General features: G+C 64.4%; 16 protein-coding genes and 1 pseudogene. 10 read left to right on the top strand and 7 right to left on the bottom strand.

Features of this window, described 5'->3' with window-relative positions:
* Positions 1 to 188: 188 nt before the first annotated feature.
* Positions 189 to 1,157, bottom strand: a complete 969-nt coding sequence (mdh, locus tag ACTGJ9_RS06670) for a malate dehydrogenase (protein ID WP_094972741.1) — start codon at positions 1,155 to 1,157, stop codon at positions 189 to 191.
* 262 nt (positions 1,158 to 1,419) lie between these two features.
* Positions 1,420 to 2,606 (bottom strand): annotated as a pseudogene (zapE, locus tag ACTGJ9_RS06665) (cell division protein ZapE).
* 141 nt (positions 2,607 to 2,747) lie between these two features.
* Here zapE and ACTGJ9_RS06660 point away from each other — a divergent pair.
* Entirely contained in the window at positions 2,748 to 3,002 is a 255-nt protein-coding gene (locus ACTGJ9_RS06660; protein ID WP_456676422.1) for a type II toxin-antitoxin system VapB family antitoxin, read from the top strand.
* A 58-nt stretch (positions 3,003 to 3,060) separates the two neighbouring features.
* Here ACTGJ9_RS06660 and thpR read toward each other — a convergent pair whose 3' ends face one another.
* Complete coding sequence (gene thpR / locus ACTGJ9_RS06655) at positions 3,061 to 3,597, bottom strand: RNA 2',3'-cyclic phosphodiesterase (protein WP_456676421.1); 537 nt, start codon at positions 3,595 to 3,597, stop codon at positions 3,061 to 3,063.
* A gap of 172 nt (positions 3,598 to 3,769) precedes the next feature.
* Complete coding sequence (locus ACTGJ9_RS06650; protein ID WP_456678457.1) at positions 3,770 to 4,405, bottom strand: arylesterase; 636 nt, start codon at positions 4,403 to 4,405, stop codon at positions 3,770 to 3,772.
* A gap of 55 nt (positions 4,406 to 4,460) precedes the next feature.
* Here ACTGJ9_RS06650 and ACTGJ9_RS06645 point away from each other — a divergent pair, with 55 nt between their 5' ends.
* The 4 genes from ACTGJ9_RS06645 (at position 4,461) to ACTGJ9_RS06630 (ending at position 9,574) form a co-directional block, all read left to right on the top strand.
* Positions 4,461 to 5,183 (top strand): ABC transporter ATP-binding protein, encoded by a 723-nt coding sequence (locus ACTGJ9_RS06645; RefSeq protein ID WP_456676420.1) that lies wholly within the window; start codon positions 4,461 to 4,463, stop codon positions 5,181 to 5,183.
* Positions 5,180 to 7,750 (top strand): ABC transporter permease, encoded by a 2,571-nt coding sequence (locus ACTGJ9_RS06640; RefSeq protein ID WP_456676419.1) that lies wholly within the window; start codon positions 5,180 to 5,182, stop codon positions 7,748 to 7,750. The genes ACTGJ9_RS06645 and ACTGJ9_RS06640 overlap by 4 nt, the downstream gene beginning before the upstream one ends.
* Before the next feature lie 281 nt (positions 7,751 to 8,031).
* Complete coding sequence (locus tag ACTGJ9_RS06635) at positions 8,032 to 8,823, top strand: Bax inhibitor-1/YccA family protein (protein ID WP_456676418.1); 792 nt, start codon at positions 8,032 to 8,034, stop codon at positions 8,821 to 8,823.
* Positions 8,824 to 9,043: 220 nt separating this feature from the next.
* Entirely contained in the window at positions 9,044 to 9,574 is a 531-nt protein-coding gene (locus ACTGJ9_RS06630) for an N-acetyltransferase family protein (RefSeq protein ID WP_456676417.1), read from the top strand.
* A 59-nt stretch (positions 9,575 to 9,633) separates the two neighbouring features.
* Here the strand turns inward: ACTGJ9_RS06630 and ACTGJ9_RS06625 are convergent, their stop codons facing one another.
* The 3 genes from ACTGJ9_RS06625 to acnA all read right to left on the bottom strand — a co-directional run bounded on the left by ACTGJ9_RS06625 (position 9,634) and on the right by acnA (position 14,275).
* The gene (locus ACTGJ9_RS06625; RefSeq protein WP_456676416.1) at positions 9,634 to 10,005 is read right to left on the bottom strand and encodes a DUF2794 domain-containing protein; all 372 of its coding nucleotides are present in this window, start codon (positions 10,003 to 10,005) and stop codon (positions 9,634 to 9,636) included.
* A gap of 553 nt (positions 10,006 to 10,558) precedes the next feature.
* Complete coding sequence (locus ACTGJ9_RS06620; protein ID WP_456678456.1) at positions 10,559 to 11,338, bottom strand: DUF1223 domain-containing protein; 780 nt, start codon at positions 11,336 to 11,338, stop codon at positions 10,559 to 10,561.
* 216 nt (positions 11,339 to 11,554) lie between these two features.
* On the bottom strand, positions 11,555 to 14,275 hold the full coding sequence (gene acnA, locus ACTGJ9_RS06615) for an aconitate hydratase AcnA (protein WP_456676415.1): 2,721 nt from the start codon (positions 14,273 to 14,275) through the stop codon (positions 11,555 to 11,557).
* A 243-nt stretch (positions 14,276 to 14,518) separates the two neighbouring features.
* Between acnA and ccmA the strand changes: the two genes are divergently transcribed.
* The 5 genes from ccmA to ACTGJ9_RS06590 all read left to right on the top strand — a co-directional run bounded on the left by ccmA (position 14,519) and on the right by ACTGJ9_RS06590 (position 17,608).
* Entirely contained in the window at positions 14,519 to 15,121 is a 603-nt protein-coding gene (ccmA, locus tag ACTGJ9_RS06610; RefSeq protein WP_456676414.1) for a heme ABC exporter ATP-binding protein CcmA, read from the top strand.
* Positions 15,122 to 15,359: 238 nt separating this feature from the next.
* On the top strand, positions 15,360 to 16,028 hold the full coding sequence (gene ccmB, locus ACTGJ9_RS06605; protein ID WP_456676413.1) for a heme exporter protein CcmB: 669 nt from the start codon (positions 15,360 to 15,362) through the stop codon (positions 16,026 to 16,028).
* 76 nt (positions 16,029 to 16,104) lie between these two features.
* The gene (locus ACTGJ9_RS06600; RefSeq protein ID WP_456676412.1) at positions 16,105 to 16,836 is read left to right on the top strand and encodes a heme ABC transporter permease; all 732 of its coding nucleotides are present in this window, start codon (positions 16,105 to 16,107) and stop codon (positions 16,834 to 16,836) included.
* Positions 16,833 to 17,018, top strand: a complete 186-nt coding sequence (gene ccmD / locus ACTGJ9_RS06595; RefSeq protein ID WP_456676411.1) for a heme exporter protein CcmD — start codon at positions 16,833 to 16,835, stop codon at positions 17,016 to 17,018. Before ACTGJ9_RS06600 ends, ccmD begins: the two co-directional genes overlap by 4 nt.
* Positions 17,015 to 17,608, top strand: coding sequence for a DsbE family thiol:disulfide interchange protein (locus ACTGJ9_RS06590; protein WP_456676410.1), 594 nt, complete (start codon positions 17,015 to 17,017; stop codon positions 17,606 to 17,608). The genes ccmD and ACTGJ9_RS06590 overlap by 4 nt, the downstream gene beginning before the upstream one ends.
* Positions 17,609 to 17,769 lie beyond the last annotated feature (161 nt).

Here is a 17,769-nt window from a genome sequence, read left to right as displayed (position 1 = left end):
GACCCCCAGGGGCCACCTCAGTCTTGTGGCTGGCATACCATATACCACAGGAACTGCAACCCGGATTCTCGACATCGAAATCTGGACTTGCCCCGGAACCCGCCCAGCCTCGAACAAGAGTTGCAGCCGGGGACCGAAATGAAACCGCCGAAGACCGGGTTTCGATCTTCGGCGGGAATTGTTGGTCTTCAGCGGCCGAGAAGGTCCGGAGCGATCTTCTTGCAGGCGTCGACGAGGCCCTGCACCGCGCCGACCGACTTGTCGAAGGCCTCGCGGTCCTTGCCCGCGAGCTCGATCTCGACGACGCGCTCGACACCCTTGGAGCCGATCACGACGGGGACGCCGACATACATGTCCTTCACGCCGTATTCGCCGTTCAGGTACGCAGCCGAAGGCAGCACGCGCTTCTTGTCACGCAGGTAGCTCTCGGCCATCGCGATTGCCGAGGCCGCCGGCGCGTAGAAGGCCGAGCCGGTCTTGAGCAGATTGACGATCTCGGCGCCGCCGTTGCGGGTGCGGTCGACGATCTCGTCGAGGCGCGCCTGCGAGGTCCAGCCCATCTTGACGAGGTCGGGCAGCGGGATGCCGGCAACGGTGGAGTACTTCACCAGCGGCACCATGGTGTCGCCATGACCGCCGAGCACGAAAGCGGTGACGTCTTCAACGGAGACGTTGAACTCGTCGGCCAGGAAGTAGCGGAAGCGCGAGGAGTCGAGCACGCCGGCCATGCCGACCACCTTCTTGTGCGGCAGGCCCGAGGCCTTCTGCAGCGCCCAGACCATGGCGTCGAGCGGGTTGGTGATGCAGATGACGAATGCGTCGGGGGCGTACTTCTTGATGCCGGCCCCGACCTGCTCCATGACCTTGAGGTTGATGGAGAGGAGGTCGTCGCGGCTCATGCCGGGCTTGCGCGGCACGCCGGCGGTGACGATGCAGACCTTGGCGTTATCAAGCGCTTCGTAGGAATTGGCGCCGGTGTAGTGCGCGTCAAAACCGTCGACCGGCGAGGACTGCGCGATGTCGAGCGCCTTGCCCTGCGGCACACCCTCGGCGATGTCGAACATCACGACGTCGCCCAGTTCTTTCAGGCCGATGAGGTGAGCCAGCGTTCCGCCGATCTGGCCGGAGCCAATCAAAGCAATCTTGTCGCGCGCCATGTGAACCTGTCCTCTAGACACATAAGGAGGGGAAAACTGAGAGGGTGGTTATCCCTTTCGCTTCCGCCGTTCAAGTCGCCGAATGCCCAATTGTCGGGCTTGCCGAGAGAGCAGCCAGCATACCCCGTCCGTCATTCCGGGATGCCCCGACAGGCGCGGGCCCGGAATCCATCGGGCGGTCAAATTTGGTGGCCTGATGGATACCGGGCTCGCGACTTTGTCGCGCCCCGGAAGGACACCGGTCAAGGCGGAGAAATAGGACTTAAGTCTCCACGAGGCCCTTGGTCGAGCCGCTCGCGGTGGAATCCTTGCGGCCGTGAGCCAGCGCCAGATAGGATCCGAACTCATCTCGATCAGGCGCGACGCGGTCCGCTTGAACTCGTTCGCCTCGTTGCCCTCATCTGCGAGATAGAGCGAGATCGGGTTGGCATCGGCCGAGGCCATCAGCTTCACGGCATTGTCATAGAGCGTGTCGATCAGCGTGATGAAGCGCTTGGCGGCGTTGCGCTGGGAGAAATCCATCACTGGAATATGGTCGACCAGGATGGTGTGATAGTCGTGCGCCAGCCTGAGGTAGTCGGATGCGCCGAGCGGCTTCTCGCAGAGATCGGCGAAGGCAAAGCGCGCCACGCCATGGGCCGAGCACGGCACGTGCAGGATGCGACCCTTGATCGAAATGTCGCGCGACTTGCATTTGGCGTTGCCGGTCATCTTCGACCAGGCGCGGTCGAGCGCGGCATCGGCATCGCCGTCCGCCGGCGTCAGCCACATCGGCACGCCCTGGAGTTTCTCCAGCCTGAAATCGGTGCGCGCATCGAGCCGCCGCACGTCCATGTGATCGGTGATCTGCTTGATGAAGGGCAGGAACAGCGCGCGATTCAGGCCGCCCTTGTAGAGATCGTCGGGCGCGACGTTGGATGTCGCGACCACGACGGTGCCGAGCTCGTACAGCTTTGCGAACAAGCGTCCCAGGATCATCGCGTCCGCGATGTCGGTGACGTGGAATTCGTCGAAGCAGAGCAGCCAGCTCTCCTCGAAGATCGCATGCGCGGTCAGCGCAATGACATCGCCGTCGGCGGTCTCGCCGCGCGCGATGCTCTGGCGATAGTCGTAGATGCGCTCGTGCACGTCCGCCATGAATTCGTGGAAATGCGCGCGCCGCTTGTGCTCGACGGCCGAGTGCTGGAAGAACAGATCCATCAGCATGGTTTTGCCGCGGCCGACCTCGCCATGGACGTAGAGCCCGCGCGGCGCCTCATCCTTGTCACTGCCGTTGAACAGGCGGGCGAGCAGCCCCTGCTTGCGCGGCGGCTTGTAGTTCGCGAGCCTGAGGTCGAGCGCCGCATAGGCCTCGGCCACCTCGGCCTGCGCAGCGTCAGGCTCGATCGCGCCGGACGCGATCTCGGCCTCGTACGCTTCGCTGAAGGAGGAATTTTGGGTGGAGAGCATCGCTCTTTACCGCCAGAGACCGGCGGAAATTGCAACTGCGTATTGGCGCAAGGGGCGTATGCGCTTACCCTCGTCAAGGGTGATGCGGGCGGATAATTGAACTATCAGAGGTTTTAAGCGGCTACTTTGAGGTTCCTGGAGATGGCTCTCAGTATCGAGGACCCCGAGATCGAGCATCTCGCGTGGAGACTTGCGCAACTCACCGGCAAGACCGTAGCGATGGCGACGAAGCGAGCTATCGAGGAGCGGCTTAGCCGGATCGACAATCAGGACTGCAAGGCTGCTCTCCTGGAAGAGATGGCAGCGATCCGCCGACGCTGGAGTGAACTGCCGGTGGTAGCCGACCAGGCCGCAGACGAAATTGTTGCCTACGATAAACACGGATTGCCATTCTAGCCGCTATGGACGTTACGCGTCTAAGCGCCATATGGCCCCATCTTCTTGCGAGCCAAGCTCACTCACACAGCTCATAGGCATCCTCGACCACATAGGGGCCGCCGCCGGTCGATGCGCGCGACGAGAACAGCACGAACCGCTCCGCCATGAACGTCTTGCTCGGAAAATAGCCGCGCAGCGAGAGGTAGTCGGCGACATCGCGGTCGGTGGCGTCATGCAGCCGGGCCAGCGTGACATGCGGAATGAATTTGCGCCCCTCCGGATCGAGACCGATCCGCTGCATCAGGCGTTCGAGCTCAGCCTGCAGATCCATCAGCGGCTTGCTCGGCGCGATGGTGGCGACCACCGCGCGCGGCTTGCGACCGCCGAAGCTTTGCAAGCCCTGCACTTTCACTTCGAAGGGCTTGCGGTCGACACGGAACAACATCGAGGCGATCTCGTTGGCGGAGACGCCGTCGATGTCGCCGATGAAGCGCAGAGTGACGTGATAATTTTCGGGATCGATCCACCGGGCGCCGGGAAGGCCGCCTCTCAGATTGGAAAGCGACTGGCCGATCTCGGCCGGAATTTCCAGACCAGTGAACAAACGCGGCATCGTTTCACACTCCCGATGCTTGGGTATGATTCTTGGGAAGAAGCATATCCAAATTTAGAGCCAGCGACGAATCACCGGTACCCTGATTCCATCGCAGTTGTGTGACTCTGCGAAGGGTGACCAAGGCTACACCGGGAAAACCCTGGTTGTCAGGGTTGGCGCTGCCTGCTTTTCAACGGCGCTGCTCGCCGATCGTGCGCAGGAATGCCTCTACCGTGGGCAGCATGTTGTTGACGATGATGTCGACGCCGGCTGCCGTCGGATGAATGCCGTCGGCCTGGTTGAGCTTGGCGTCCGCCGCGACACCGTCGAGGAAGAACGGATAGAGCGGCACGTCGAACTGCTTTGCCAGATCCGGATAAATCGAATTGAAGCGCGCGGCATAATCCGCGCCCAAATTCGGCGGCGCCTGCATTCCACACAGCATCACGGCGATCTTGCGCGCCTTGAGGCGCCCAACGATGTCGGTCAGCGCCGTCCGCGTCAAGCCGGGGTCGACGCCGCGCAGCGCGTCGTTGGCGCCGAGCTCGACGATGACGCCTCCGGTTCCGTCGGGCACCGACCAGTCGAGCCGGTCGCGGCCCCCCGACGAGGTGTCACCGGACACGCCCGCGTTGGTCATGTCCACGGCTATACCTTTGGCCTGCAAGGCTTTTGGCAGCTTGGCCGGAAACGCGTCCTGGGCCGGAAGGCCGAGACCGGCACTCAAGGAATCGCCCAAGACGACAAGCTTGATCGGCTTTGTCGTTTCTGCCGAAGCCGGGTTCGCGACCGTCATCAAAGCGAGCATCAACACGGCTATGTGCATGAAGAAACCGTAACGCCTCTCGACCGCGCGTGCGGAGTTGCCATATGACCGGACCATGGACAGTCGCATCGAATCCTCTTCGCTCGCCGGCACCGCGCCGGACACCATCGCCATTTCCAACGTCAATCTCTCATTGGGATCGGGGGCGGCACGCGTTCACATCCTCAAGGATATCAGCCTGCGCGTCGGCTCGGGGGAGACGATCGGCCTGATCGGCCCGTCAGGCTCGGGCAAATCCACGCTGCTGATGGTGATGGCGGGGCTGGAGCGTCCTGATAGCGGAGAGGTGGTGGTCAACGGCACGCCTTTCAATGCCCTCGACGAGGACGCGCTGGCTCGCTTCCGCGGCCGTCAGGTCGGCATCGTTTTCCAATCCTTCCATCTGATCCCGACCATGACGGCGCTGGAGAACGTCGCCGTGCCGCTCGAGCTCGCCGGCAATCCGGATGCCAGCAAGCGCGCAGCCGAGGAGCTGCAATCGGTCGGGCTCGGTGATCGCCTGCATCATTATCCGACCCAGCTCTCCGGCGGCGAGCAGCAGCGCGTGGCGCTTGCGCGCGCGCTCGCGCCCGATCCCGCCATTCTCGTCGCCGACGAGCCGACCGGCAATCTCGACGAGACCACGGGACAGCAGATCATCGATCTGCTCTTCACCAAGCATGCCGAGCGCGGCATGACGCTGGTGCTGGTCACGCACGATTCCTCGCTCGCGCATCGTTGCGATCGCGTGATCCGCCTGCGCTCGGGCCGCATCGACACCCAGACGACCAACGCATGAGCATAGCTGTCGAACCGTTTGCGAAGCCGAACGGCGTCGCGCTGTCGCTGCGCTATGCGCTGCGCGAATTGCGCGGAGGCCTGCGCGGCTTCTACGTCTTCATCGCCTGCATCGCGCTCGGCGTGATGGCGATCGCCGGCGTCGGCTCGGTGTCGGCGAGTCTGAGCGACGGCCTTGCGCGTGAGGGGCGTACGCTGCTCGGCGGCGACGTCTCCTTCGTGTTGTTCCAGCGCGAGGCCAAGCCCGAGGAAGTTGGCTTCCTGCGCTCGCGCGGCACCGTCTCCGTCGCCGCCACCCTGCGCGGCATGGCGCGCTCGGCCGAGGGCAAGCTTGCGCTGGTCGAGATGAAGGCGGTCGACGACACCTATCCGATGCTCGGCCAACTCACGCTGGCGCCGCAACTGCCGCTGACCGATCTGCTCGCGATGCGCGACGGCGCATTCGGCGCCGCGGCCGATCCGACGCTGCTGGCGCGGCTGTCGCTGAAGATCGGCGACCGCGTCACCATTGGCTCTGCGACCTTCCAGATCTGCAGCAGCGTCGAGGCCGAGCCCGACAAGCTTGCCAGCGGCATCGGTTTTGGTCCGCGCTTCCTGATCAGCGAGGCCGCCCTGCGCGCCACCGGCCTGATCCAGCCCGGCAGCCTGGTGCGCTGGGTCTACCGGGTGAAGCTGCCAGATACCGCCAACAGCGACCGCGCCACCGACGCCTTCATTGCGGATGCGCGCAACGCCGCGCCGCAGACCGGGTGGGAAGTCCGCAGCCGCTCCAATGCCTCACCGCAACTCGAACGCAATATCGGCCGCTTCACGCAATTCCTGACGCTGGTCGGCCTCGCCGCGCTGCTGGTCGGTGGTGTCGGCGTCGCCAATGCCGTGAAGAGCCATATCGATCGCCGGCTCGAGGTGATCGCGGCCCTCAAGGCCGTCGGTGCCACGGGCCGCGACGTCTTCGGCATCTATCTCGCGCAGGTCGTCCTGCTCGCGGCGATCGGCTCGGTGATTGGGCTGGCGCTCGGCGCGGCGATGCCCTTCGCTATCGTCGGCCTGTTCGGAAAGCTGTTGCCGCTGCCGGTGGTGCCGGCCGTGCACGCCGACGAGCTCGCGCTGTCCTTTGTCTACGGTCTCTTGACCGCGCTCGCCTTCGGCCTGTGGCCGCTCGGCCGCGTGCACGACGTGCCGGTCGCCGCGCTGTTCCGCGACACCATCGCTGCCGAATGGCACCGGCCGCGCTGGAGCTATCTCGTATTCATGGGCGTCGTCGTCGCGCTGCTGGTTGCGGTCGTGATCGGCCTGTCCTTCGACAAGCGCATCGCCGCGGTGTTCGTGGCCTCTTCCGTCGTCGTGTTCGCAGTGCTGCGCGGTGTCGCGGCCGTGCTGATGGCCATCGCGCGACGGCTGCCGCGCACGCGCTTCACCATGCTGCGGCTTGCGATCGCCAATATTCACCGGCCGGGCGCACTGACGCCCTCGGTCGTGCTCTCGCTCGGTCTTGGGCTCGCCGTGCTCGTCACCATCACCCAGATCGACGGCAATCTGCGCCGGCAATTCCTGGCGGCGTTGCCCGAGCACGCGCCGGCGTTCTACTTCATCGACATTCCGAGTACCCAGGCGGCACCGTTCGACGATTATCTGCGCCAGATCGCCCCTGGTGCGAAGGTCGAGGACGTGCCGATGCTGCGCGGGCGCATCGTCGCCGCCCGCGGCGTCCGGGCCGAGGACCTCAAGCCGACCACGGATTCCGAATGGGTGCTGCAGAGCGACCGAGGCCTGACCTATACCGGCGAGCTGCCGAAGGGCTCCAAGGTGGTCGAGGGCGAATGGTGGGGCGCCGACTATTCCGGCCCGCCGCTGGTCTCGATGGAGAAGAAGATCGCCGAGGGCCTCGGCCTCAAGCTCGGCGACGAAATCGTGGTCAACGTGCTCGGCCGCGACATCCCGGCGAAAATCGGCAATCTCCGCATCATCGACTGGCAGGGGCTCGGCATCAATTTCGTGCTGGTGTTCTCGCCGAACGCCTTCAAGGGCGCGCCGCATACCCACATCGCAACGCTGACCGAAGCCGGCGGGGATGCGACCGGCGACGGCAACATCATCAAGCAGGTGGCGGATGCCTACCCGATGGTGACCAGCGTACGCGTGCGCGAGGTGATGGAAACGGTCGGCGCGGTCGTGACCAACCTCGCGCTCGCGATCCGCGGCGCCAGCGCCGTGACCCTGATCTCGGCGATCCTGGTGCTGGGCGGCGCGCTCGCCGCCGGCCATCGCCACCGGGTCTATGACGCGGTGATCCTGAAGACGCTGGGTGCGACGCGGCTGCGGCTGCTCGGCGCCTATGCACTCGAATATCTCCTGATCGGCCTCGCCACCGCGGTGTTCGGCGTGATCGCCGGCAGCATCGCGGCCTGGATGATCGTGACCCGGCTGATGACGCTGAGCTTCGTCTGGCAGGCCGGCAGCGCGGCCGGCGTGGTGGCGGCCGCCCTGGTCGTCACGGTCGGGCTGGGGCTTGCCGGCACGCTGCTGGCGTTGAACAAAAAGCCTGCCACGGTGTTGCGCAATTTGTGACAAAAGGTAGCGGGAGGCTGCGCCGGACCGGAATCGTGCGATTCGAGCGATTAACCACGCCCTTGTCAGGCTCGCGTCAGGAGTGAGCGCGGAGGGCGACATTCGGCCGCGCGTGGACGGTTGCAGCGAATGTGTTAGTTTCCCACATATCGAATGGGTTCGGAGCCCCGATTGTTAGCCAAATTTAATGTCGGCAGACATCGGTATCCGAGATAGAGTTTGACGAACCGGCGGCATGGCGACCCTCATGCCGGACCGGGCCAACCAACGGGAATTCGACCATGTCGGACCTAGACCGCAATTACGCTTCTCCTTTCGGCAGGGCCGCCGGGCGTGTTGACGCCGCGACGGTCGATGCCGGCCTGCGCGCCTACATGCTGCGCATCTACAATTACATGAGCATCGGCCTTGCCATCACCGGCCTCGCCGCGCTCGGTGTCTACATGGCTGCCGTGACTGACGTTCCAACTCCGGAAGCCGTCCGTGTCGGCAAGCTGTTCCTGACGCCGTTCGGCTACGCGATGTTCGTCAGCCCGCTGAAGTGGCTGTTCATGCTCGCGCCGCTCGCGATGGTGTTCGTGATCTCGGCCGGCATCAACCGTCTCGCTCCCTCGACCGCCCAGATCCTGTTCTGGGTGTTCTCGGCGCTGATGGGCATCTCGCTGTCCTCGATCTTTCTGGTGTACACGCACACGTCGATCGTGCGGGTGTTCTTCATCACCGCGGCGACATTCGGCGCGCTGAGCCTCTACGGCTACACCACCAAGCGTGACATGAGCGGCATGGGCTCGTTCCTGTTCATGGGCCTGATCGGCATCATCATCGCGAGCCTGGTGAATCTGTTCCTGGCCAGCACGGCGCTGCAGTTCATCGTGTCGGTGGTCGGCGTGCTGGTGTTCGCGGGCCTCACCGCCTGGGATACGCAGCGGCTGAAGAACGACTACATTTACGGCTACGCTTCGGCCGGCGGTGACATCGCCGAGCGTGCGGCGATCTCCGGTGCGCTGTCGCTGTACCTGAACTTCATTAACCTGTTCACGCTGCTGCTGCAGCTCCTCGGCCAGCGCGACTGAGCGCCACCCGAGCGAATGGACACGAACCCCGGCCGTGAGGCCGGGGTTTTTGTTTACGGCCCGGTGTTTCCTCGCGCTCCGTCATTGCGAGAAGCCCTTGCGACGAAGTAATTCAGAGTCCCTCCGCGGATGCATTTCTGGATTGCTGCGCTCACAACGACGGGGCGTGGAAGCACCGTTGCCTCTTCCAGCCGCAGCGCGAACGCTCTAATCTTCGCCCATGTCCACACCCGAAATCAGGCCCACCCTCGAGGCCGACCTCCCCGCCATCACCGCCATCTATCAGCAGGCTGTCCGCGAGGGCACCGCGACGTTCGAGCTGGAGCCGCCAGACCTTGCCGAGATGACGCGGCGCTATCGCACGCTGGTCGACGGCGGCTATCCCTATTTCGTCGCCGTCCTCGACGGCCGTGTTGCCGGTTACGCCTATGCCGGCGCCTACCGGCCCCGCCCGGCCTATCGCTTCACGGTCGAGAACTCGATCTATCTCGATCCCGCCTTCCACCGCCGCGGCATCGGCGCGCTGCTATTGGAGCGGCTGATCATCGAATGCGAGGCGCGCGGCTTCCGCCAGATGATCGCGGTCATCGGCGATTCCGCCAATGCCGGCTCGATTGGCGTGCACACCAGAGGCGGCTTCAAGATGATCGGCACGCATCCGAATGTCGGCCTGAAATTCGGCCGCTGGCTGGATACGGTGATGATGCAGCGCGATCTCGGCGAGGGCGCGCGCACGGTGCCGGAGAAATAATCCGGTCTCGCAGGGCGGGCAAAGCGTAGCGTGCCCACCATGCTCGGCGATTGAGGCCGCTACACCACCGCCAGCTTGCGGTCGATCACCAGCAGCACGCGGTCGAGCTCGTGGCCGCGGCGCAGGATCAGGCCGGTCGCCGAGATCACGCTGTACATGCCTTGTTTGCGGGCCAGCCGCGGATCTTTCTCGATGCGGTAGATCGGCACTTCGGAGGCACGGCGATAGACCGAGAACACCGCGCGGTCCTTCAGGAAGTCGATGGCATAGTCGCGCCACTCGCCGTCGGCGACCATGCGGCCGTAGAGGTTGAGGATGCGGTTCAACTCGAGCCGGTTGAACGTCACCCGGCTCAATTGGGCATTCGCAGCGGCGGGGCGCGCCACTGCGCGCTGCTCGCTCGGATCCGCATCCTCCGGCATTAAACTCATGCAGCGCCTCCTGTCGCATCAGCATGAACCGCCTCCGCGAAAGCCGTCCCCGGAGCCGCGGATCATGACGGTTGCATGATTGCGCCAACTGTTCCCCGCCGCAAGAGGCTCTTGGGGCTTCTTGAAGGACCTTGGGCTCGTCTCGCCGACTGGTTGCAATCATGACACACGCAACGGTGGAACTTCTCAGCGGCAAACCGTCACGGGATCGTTAGCAGGAATCACAGGATCGCCGCTTTTCCGCCAACCGCCCGCCGCCCTGCGTTGCGAAAAGGCTTATGTGCGTTGACCCGGTCCTTTCGGTTCCGGATTCCTCAGCCCCCAGCCCCCCGGGGCCGGACAGGATCGGGTCTGTACGCGCGACAAGGAGGGCCAACGCAAGTTGGTCCTTTTTTGTTTATGTCGGGGAGTTGCCGCAGCGAACATCCCTCCGAACGCCCGCGCGGCCGAGCCGTAGCAGCGGGAGGCCTGCCTGGTTCGAGACGCGCAAAGGCGCGCTCCTCACCATGAGGGTTGAGAGTGAGTTCGTGTCAGAGAGAATGCGAAGCTTGCGTCAGTGCAGCGACGTGTACGCCGCACCCAGCATCGCGCCCGGCTTCTCGCGGCTGCCGTCCTGGACATAGACCACCGCACCGTCGACGCCCTCGCGCGAGGTGAGGTTCTCGAGCGGCACGGTCCAGGTTTCCGGATGTCCGTTCCAGTCGCCGACCTTGAGCAGATTGCGCACGACGTTGTGATATGTGATCTGCTGGCCGCGATTTTCACCGCGGCTGATTTCGATCGGCACCGCCTTCGCGATCGAGCAGATCCAGACCTCGCCGTGCGAGACCGCCGGCTCGTTGCCCGCGGCCACCGACACGTTGATCTGCTTGCCTGCCAGCGACATCGTCACCGGCACGCTCATCACGCCCGTGCCCTTGTCGGTCTTGCCGATCGCGCTCTCGATGCCGGCGCGATCGCTGCCGATGACATGCACAGCGCCATTGACCACGACCTGCGGCGTGTAGACCTCGCGGTCACCGCGCATGCGCGAATAGGCGCGCTGCCGCGCCGAGAAACGTGAATCTGCCAGCGTGTCCTTCCAGCCGAGATAATCCCAATAATCGATCGGCATGCTCAGCGCGATGATCGAGGGATCCTTGGCGAGGTCGCCGATGATCTTGTCGGCGGGCGGACAGGATGAGCAGCCCTGGGAGGTGAAGAGCTCGACCACGGCGCGGGGATCGGCCTGGGCGGGACGGATGACGGCGAAGATTGCGCAGATGCCGAGTGCTCCCGACCAGAGTGCGCCGGACCATCGCGAAACCAAATGAGAAGCCATCATTCCAGTCATGTCGAACGTCACATCTCGTGTTCGTGGAGGGATATTCTATCGCCTGATGGTCACCGTAGTCTTACGGGCGCGGCACATTCAACCGTCCGATGCGAAGTGTACGGTGGGGCGAATCCATCCGAAGCATCCGTAACGCATGAAGGCGACCCTGTGATAGGCCGCCTTCGTTTAACCTTCTACTCACGTCGCGGTGAGCCACCGTTCACAAATTCGCGCTTAGACCGCGAGCTTGCGCAGCACATAGTGCAGAATGCCGCCGTTCCGGTAATAATCGAGCTCGTCCAGCGTATCGATGCGGCACAGCAGCGAAACGCGCCGCAACGAACCGTCACCGGACACGATCTCCGCGGTCAGCTTCTGGCGCGGCTTGAGGTCGCCGACAAGCCCACGCAGCGTCACCTTCTCGTCGCCCTTCAGGCCGAGCGACGACCAGGAGGTGCCGTCCTCGAAGGTCAGCGGCAGCACGCCCATGCCGACCAAGTTGGAGCGATGGATGCGCTCGAAGCTCTGGCAGATCACGGCGCGCACGCCGAGCAGACGCGTACCCTTCGCAGCCCAGTCGCGCGAGGAGCCGTTGCCGTATTCGGCGCCGGCGAACACCACCAGCGGCACTTGCTCCTGCTGGTACTTCATCGCCGCGTCGTAGATCGACATCTGCTCGCCGTCGGGCCAGTGCTTGGTGAGACCGCCCTCGGGGATGTTTCCATCCGCGCCCTTCAGCATGAAGTTCTTGATGCGGATATTGGCGAAGGTGCCGCGCATCATCACTTCATGGTTGCCGCGACGCGTGCCGTACTGATTGAAGTCGGCGGGACGCACCTGGTGCTCGCTGAGATACTTGCCAGCGGGAGAGGTGAGCTTGATCGAACCGGCCGGCGAGATGTGGTCGGTGGTGATCTTGTCGCCGAACATGGCGAGGATGCGCGCCTCGACGATATCGGTGACCGGCTCCGGCTCCTTTTTCATGCCGTCGAAATAGGGCGGGTTCTGCACATAGGTGGAAGACATGTTCCAGCGATAGGTCTCGCTCTCGACCGTCTTGATCTTGCGCCAGTTGGTGTCGCCCTTGAACACGTCGGCATACTTCTTCTTGAAGATCGACGCGGTCACGAACTTCTTCATGAAGGCGTTGATCTCCTTCGTCGTCGGCCAGATGTCCTTGAGATACACCGGCTTGCCGTCCTTGCCTTCGCCGAGCGGCTCGACGGCGAGGTTCTTGGTGACGCTGCCGGCGAGCGCGTGGGCGACGACCAGCGGCGGCGAGGCGAGATAGTTCGCCTGCACGTCCGGCGAGACGCGGCCTTCGAAGTTGCGGTTACCGGAGAGCACGGCGGCGGCGACGATGCCGTTGTCGTTGATCGATTTCGAGATCTCCTCCGGCAGCGGGCCGGAATTGCCGATGCAGGTGGTGCAGCCGAAGCCGACCAGGTTGAAGCCGACCTTGTCGAGATCAGCCTGCAGACCGGAATCGGCGAGATAGCCCGCGACCACCTGGCTGCCCGGCGCGAGCGAGGTCTTTACCCACGGCTTTGCCTTGAGGCCCTTCGCGGCTGCGTTACGCGCGAGCAGACCCGCGCCGATCAAGACGCTCGGGTTCGAGGTGTTGGTGCAGGAGGTGATGGCGGCGATGACGACGTCGCCGTGGCCGATGTCGAAGTTCTTGCCTTCGACGGCAAAGCGCTTCTTGGGTTCGTCGGTCTTCTTGTATTCGGTACCGAGCGCGAGCGAAAAGCCTTCGGCGACCGACGGCAGCGCGATGCGGCCTTCGGGACGCTTCGGACCGGCCATCGACGGCACGACATCGGCGAGGTCGAGCGTCAGCGTTTCCGTGAACACCGGATCGGCCGATTTGGCGGTGCGGAACAGCCCTTGGGCCTTCGCATAGGCCTGCACCAGCGCGACGCGCGGTGCGGCGCGGCCGGAGGTCTTGAGGTAATCGATCGCGGCAGCGTCGACCGGGAAGAAGCCGCAGGTCGCGCCATATTCCGGCGCCATGTTGGCGATGGTCGCCTTGTCGGCGACGGAGAGATTGTCGAGGCCGGGGCCGAAGAACTCGACGAACTTGCCGACCACGCCGAGCTTGCGCAGCATCTGCGTGACGGTCAGCACGAGGTCGGTCGCGGTGACGCCTTCCTTCATCGCGCCCTTCAGCTTGAAGCCGACGACGTTGGGCAGCAGCATCGACAGCGGCTGACCGAGCATGCACGCTTCCGCCTCGATGCCGCCGACGCCCCAGCCGAGCACGGCGAGACCGTTCACCATCGTGGTGTGCGAGTCAGTGCCGACCAGCGAGTCGGGATAGGCGACCTCGAAGGTGCCGGTCTTCTTGCCGACCGTCATCTTCTCCTTCTTGGTCCACACGGTCTGGGAGAGATATTCGAGATTGACCTGATGGCAGATGCCGGTGCCGGGCGGCACGACGGAGAAGTTCGAGAACGCCTTCTGGCCCCACTTCAGGAACTCGTAGCGCTCCTGGTTCTGCTTGTATTCCTCGGCGACGTTCTTGCCGAAAGCCTTGTTGTCACCAAAGAAGTTCACGATCACGGAGTGGTCGATGACGAGATCGACCGGCACCAGCGGGTTGATCTTTTCAGGCTCGCCGCCGAGCTTCTGCATCGCGTTGCGCATCGCGGCGAGATCGACCACCGCCGGCACGCCGGTGAAGTCCTGCATCAGCACGCGCGCCGGGCGGAACGCGATCTCGTGCTCCAGGGATTTCTTGCGCAGCCACTTCGAGACCGCGACGATGTCCTCTTTCTTGACCGAGCGGCCGTCCTCATTGCGGAGGAGGTTCTCGAGCAGGACCTTCATCGAATAGGGAAGTTTCGAAATCCCCTTCAGACCATTCTTCTCGGCCGTAGGCAGGCTGTAATAGACGTAGGTCTTGGCGCCGACCTTGAGGGTCTTTTTGCATTTGAAGCTGTCGAGCGAGGTCATGTAGGAAATCCCAATTGTTAGTTATACCCGGCAAGGGGTATCTTAACACCGTCAGCGTAGCAGGCTGCGTCGCTTGCAGGGGCAGGTTGAGTTGCTGCATCAAGTAGTTCCGGGCTTATAGAAGCTTTCTAACCGCGCCGCCACAGCCTCAATCGTACCGCAGCAATTCGCGAGCCAAAAATTCTGATGCGCTACCCCAAGATTTCCTGAGGCCCGGTTTTGAGCGGGTTGAAACGAGGCGAGATGCGGCTCTCTGGACAGGGGCTCACCTGCGTGCGGGGCGGCCGCGAGGTGTTTTCCGGGCTCGACTTCGAAGCGGTCTCCGGCGAGGCCGTGGCGGTGACGGGGCGCAACGGATCGGGCAAGACCTCGCTATTGCGGCTGATTGCCGGCCTGCTCATTCCGGCTGGCGGCAGGATCGTGCTGGACGGGGGCGACGCCGAAATGACGCTGCCCGAGCAATGCCACTATCTCGGCCATCGCGATGCCCTCAAACCGGCGCTAAGCGTGGCGGAAAATCTGTCATTCTGGGCCGATTTTCTGGGCGGGGAGCGTTTTGACGCAGCTGAAAGCCTCGCCGCCGTAGGCCTCGACCACGCGGCCGATCTGCCCGCGGCCTTCCTGTCGGCCGGCCAGCGCCGCCGGCTCTCGCTGGCCCGCCTGCTCACAAGCCGCCGCCCGGTCTGGCTGCTGGACGAGCCGACCAATGCGCTGGATCTCCCCGGCCAGGATATGTTCGGCAGCCTGATGCGCGACCATCTGGCGCGCGGCGGCCTGATCATCGCGGCGACGCATGCCCCGCTGGGGATCGATCCGCGCGAACTGCGGATCGGGGGAATGGTGTGATTCCGATGGACCCTCAGCTTTTCAAGCGCCCAGCCTCCGCTCTCTCCGTTCCCTCCCCTTGTGGGGGAGGGCCAGGGGGGGGGGGCCACACGGCAGGGCATTCCGATTTTGGCGCTCGGGAAGCAGGCGCTCCTTTGCTGGCGGCGTATCTCCGACGAGCACCTTCCCCGCGGTTCTCCCCGCCCTCCCCACAAGGGGGAGGGAGCGCACTGCCTTTGCAGCAGGATGGGAGCGTTCCATGACCGCCCTCGCCGCCCTGATCCGCCGCGACATCCGGATCGCGCTCCGCGTCGGCGGCGGGGCGCTGATCGGCGCGCTGTTCTTCCTGACCGTGGTGGTGCTGATGCCGTTTGCGGTGGGGCCGGACCTGGCGCTGTTGTCGCGGCTGGGGCCCGCCATCCTCTGGCTCGGCGCGCTGCTGGCCAACCTGCTGACGCTGGACCGGCTGTTCATGGCCGACCACGAGGACGGCTCGCTCGATTTGATCACGATGAGCCGGACGCCGCTGGAACTGGCGTGCGCGGCCAAGGCACTGGCGCATTGGCTGGCCGCCGGCTTGCCGCTGATTGTCGCAACCCCGGTGCTGGGCCTCTTGCTCAACCTCGACATGGTCGCGACCGGTGCGGTGGCGCTGACGTTGCTGGCGGGCACGCCGGCGCTAACCTTTACCGGCATGATCGGCGCGGCGCTGGCGGTGACGCTGCATCGCGGCGGGCTGTTGATGGCCGTGCTGGTGCTGCCGCTGTCGATTCCCGTCCTGATCTTCGGGGTTGCGGCCTCGCAGGCGGCGATCACCAGACCATTGTCATTCGGCGCCCCGTTCTCGATTCTCTGCGCGCTGTCGCTGGCCAGCCTCGTGATCGGCCCGTTTGCGGCGGCGGCGAGCTTGAAGCATGGACTGGATTGACCTTGAGCCCGATCAACTTTCGCTGCGTGCTTTCATGCTGATTGCGTGAGCGCCGCCCTGTGATTATCAGGATACAATGACGTTGATCGACCTCGCCAACCCCACCAGGTTCCTCGCGCTGAGTGCGCGGGTGCTGCCGTGGCTCGCGGCCGCGACCGTCATCCTGCTCGCGATCGGCCTTTATCAATCCGCTCTCGCGCCCGACGACTATCAGCAGGGCGCAACCGTGAAGATCATGTTTATCCACGTGCCCAATGCGTGGCTGTCGATGTTCGTCTGGGGTGTCATGAGCGTCGCTTCGCTCGGCACGCTGGTGTGGCGGCATCCGCTCGCCGACGTCGCCGCCAAGGCCGCAGCACCGATCGGCGCCAGCTTCACCTTCCTCGCGTTGCTCACGGGCTCGCTATGGGGCCGGCCGATGTGGGGCACCTATTGGGAATGGGATGCGCGGCTGACCTCGGTGCTGATCCTGTTCCTGATGTATCTCGGCCTGATGGCGCTGTGGCGCGCGGTGGAAGATCCCTCGCGCGCGGCGCGCGCCGCCGCCGTGCTGACGCTGGTCGGCGCAATCAATCTGCCCATCATCAAATTCTCGGTCGACTGGTGGAACACGCTGCACCAGCCGGCCTCGGTGATGCGCATGGGCGGCTCGACCCTCGACCAAGCATTCCTGATTCCGCTCCTGGTGATGGCGGTGGCATTCACGCTGCTGTTCGTCACGCTTCATTTGGCTGCGATGCGCAACGAGATCTTGCGCCGCCGCGTGCGCTCGCTGCAGATGATGCAGGCCAGTCAGAAAGCTGCGTGATCATGTCGCTTGGTCCCTACGCGTTCTTTATCGTGACGTCATATGCCGCCGCCGCCATCGTCGTCGCGATCCTGATCGGCTGGGTCTTCATCGACTATCGCAACCAGACGCAGCGTCTGCGCGAGCTCGACCGCAGCGGCGTCACCCGCCGCTCGGGCCGAACTGCCGTGAACACATTATGAGCGAGCAATCGACCTCGGCACCGCCGCAGCGCCGCACCTTCCTGATGGTGCTGCCGCTGCTCGCCTTCATCGCCCTTGCCGTGCTGTTCTGGTTTCGCCTCGGCAGCGGCGATCCTTCGCGAATTCCCTCTGCGCTGATCGGCCGGCCCGCGCCGCAAACCACGCTGCCGCCGCTCGAGGGATTGCAGACCGACAGCGCGCAGGTGCCCGGGCTCGATCCCGCCGCGTTCAAGGGCAAGGTCAGCCTCGTCAACGTCTGGGCCTCCTGGTGTGTGCCCTGTCACGACGAGGCGCCGCTGCTGACCGAACTCGCCAAGGACAAGCGGTTCCAGCTTGTCGGCATCAACTACAAGGATGCGCCCGACAACGCGCGGCGCTTCCTCGGCCGCTACGGCAACCCGTTCGGCCGTGTCGGCACCGACGCCAATGGCCGCGCCTCGATCGAATGGGGCGTCTATGGCGTGCCCGAGACCTTCGTCGTCGGCCGCGAAGGCACTATCGTCTACAAGCTGGTCGGCCCGATCACGCCGGAGAATTTGCGGACGGTGCTGTTGCCGGAGATGGAGAAGGCGTTGAAGGCGGGGAGCTGATCGTTATCCCTCACTGCTGTCATGCCCCGCGAAGGCGGGGCATCCAGTACGCCGCAGCCTATCGTTGAACCACAATCGTCTCGGGGATCGGGATAGGGGAGGTCTCGCGACTCCCTCCCACACCACCGTACGTACGGGTCTCGTATACGGCGGTTCGATGG

Source organism: Bradyrhizobium sp. RDM12 (assembly GCF_051917485.1).
In the GTDB taxonomy this organism is placed as follows: domain Bacteria; phylum Pseudomonadota; class Alphaproteobacteria; order Rhizobiales; family Xanthobacteraceae; genus Bradyrhizobium.
Note: the sequence above shows the minus strand (reverse complement) of the source record. Positions and strands in the feature narration are given on the sequence as shown.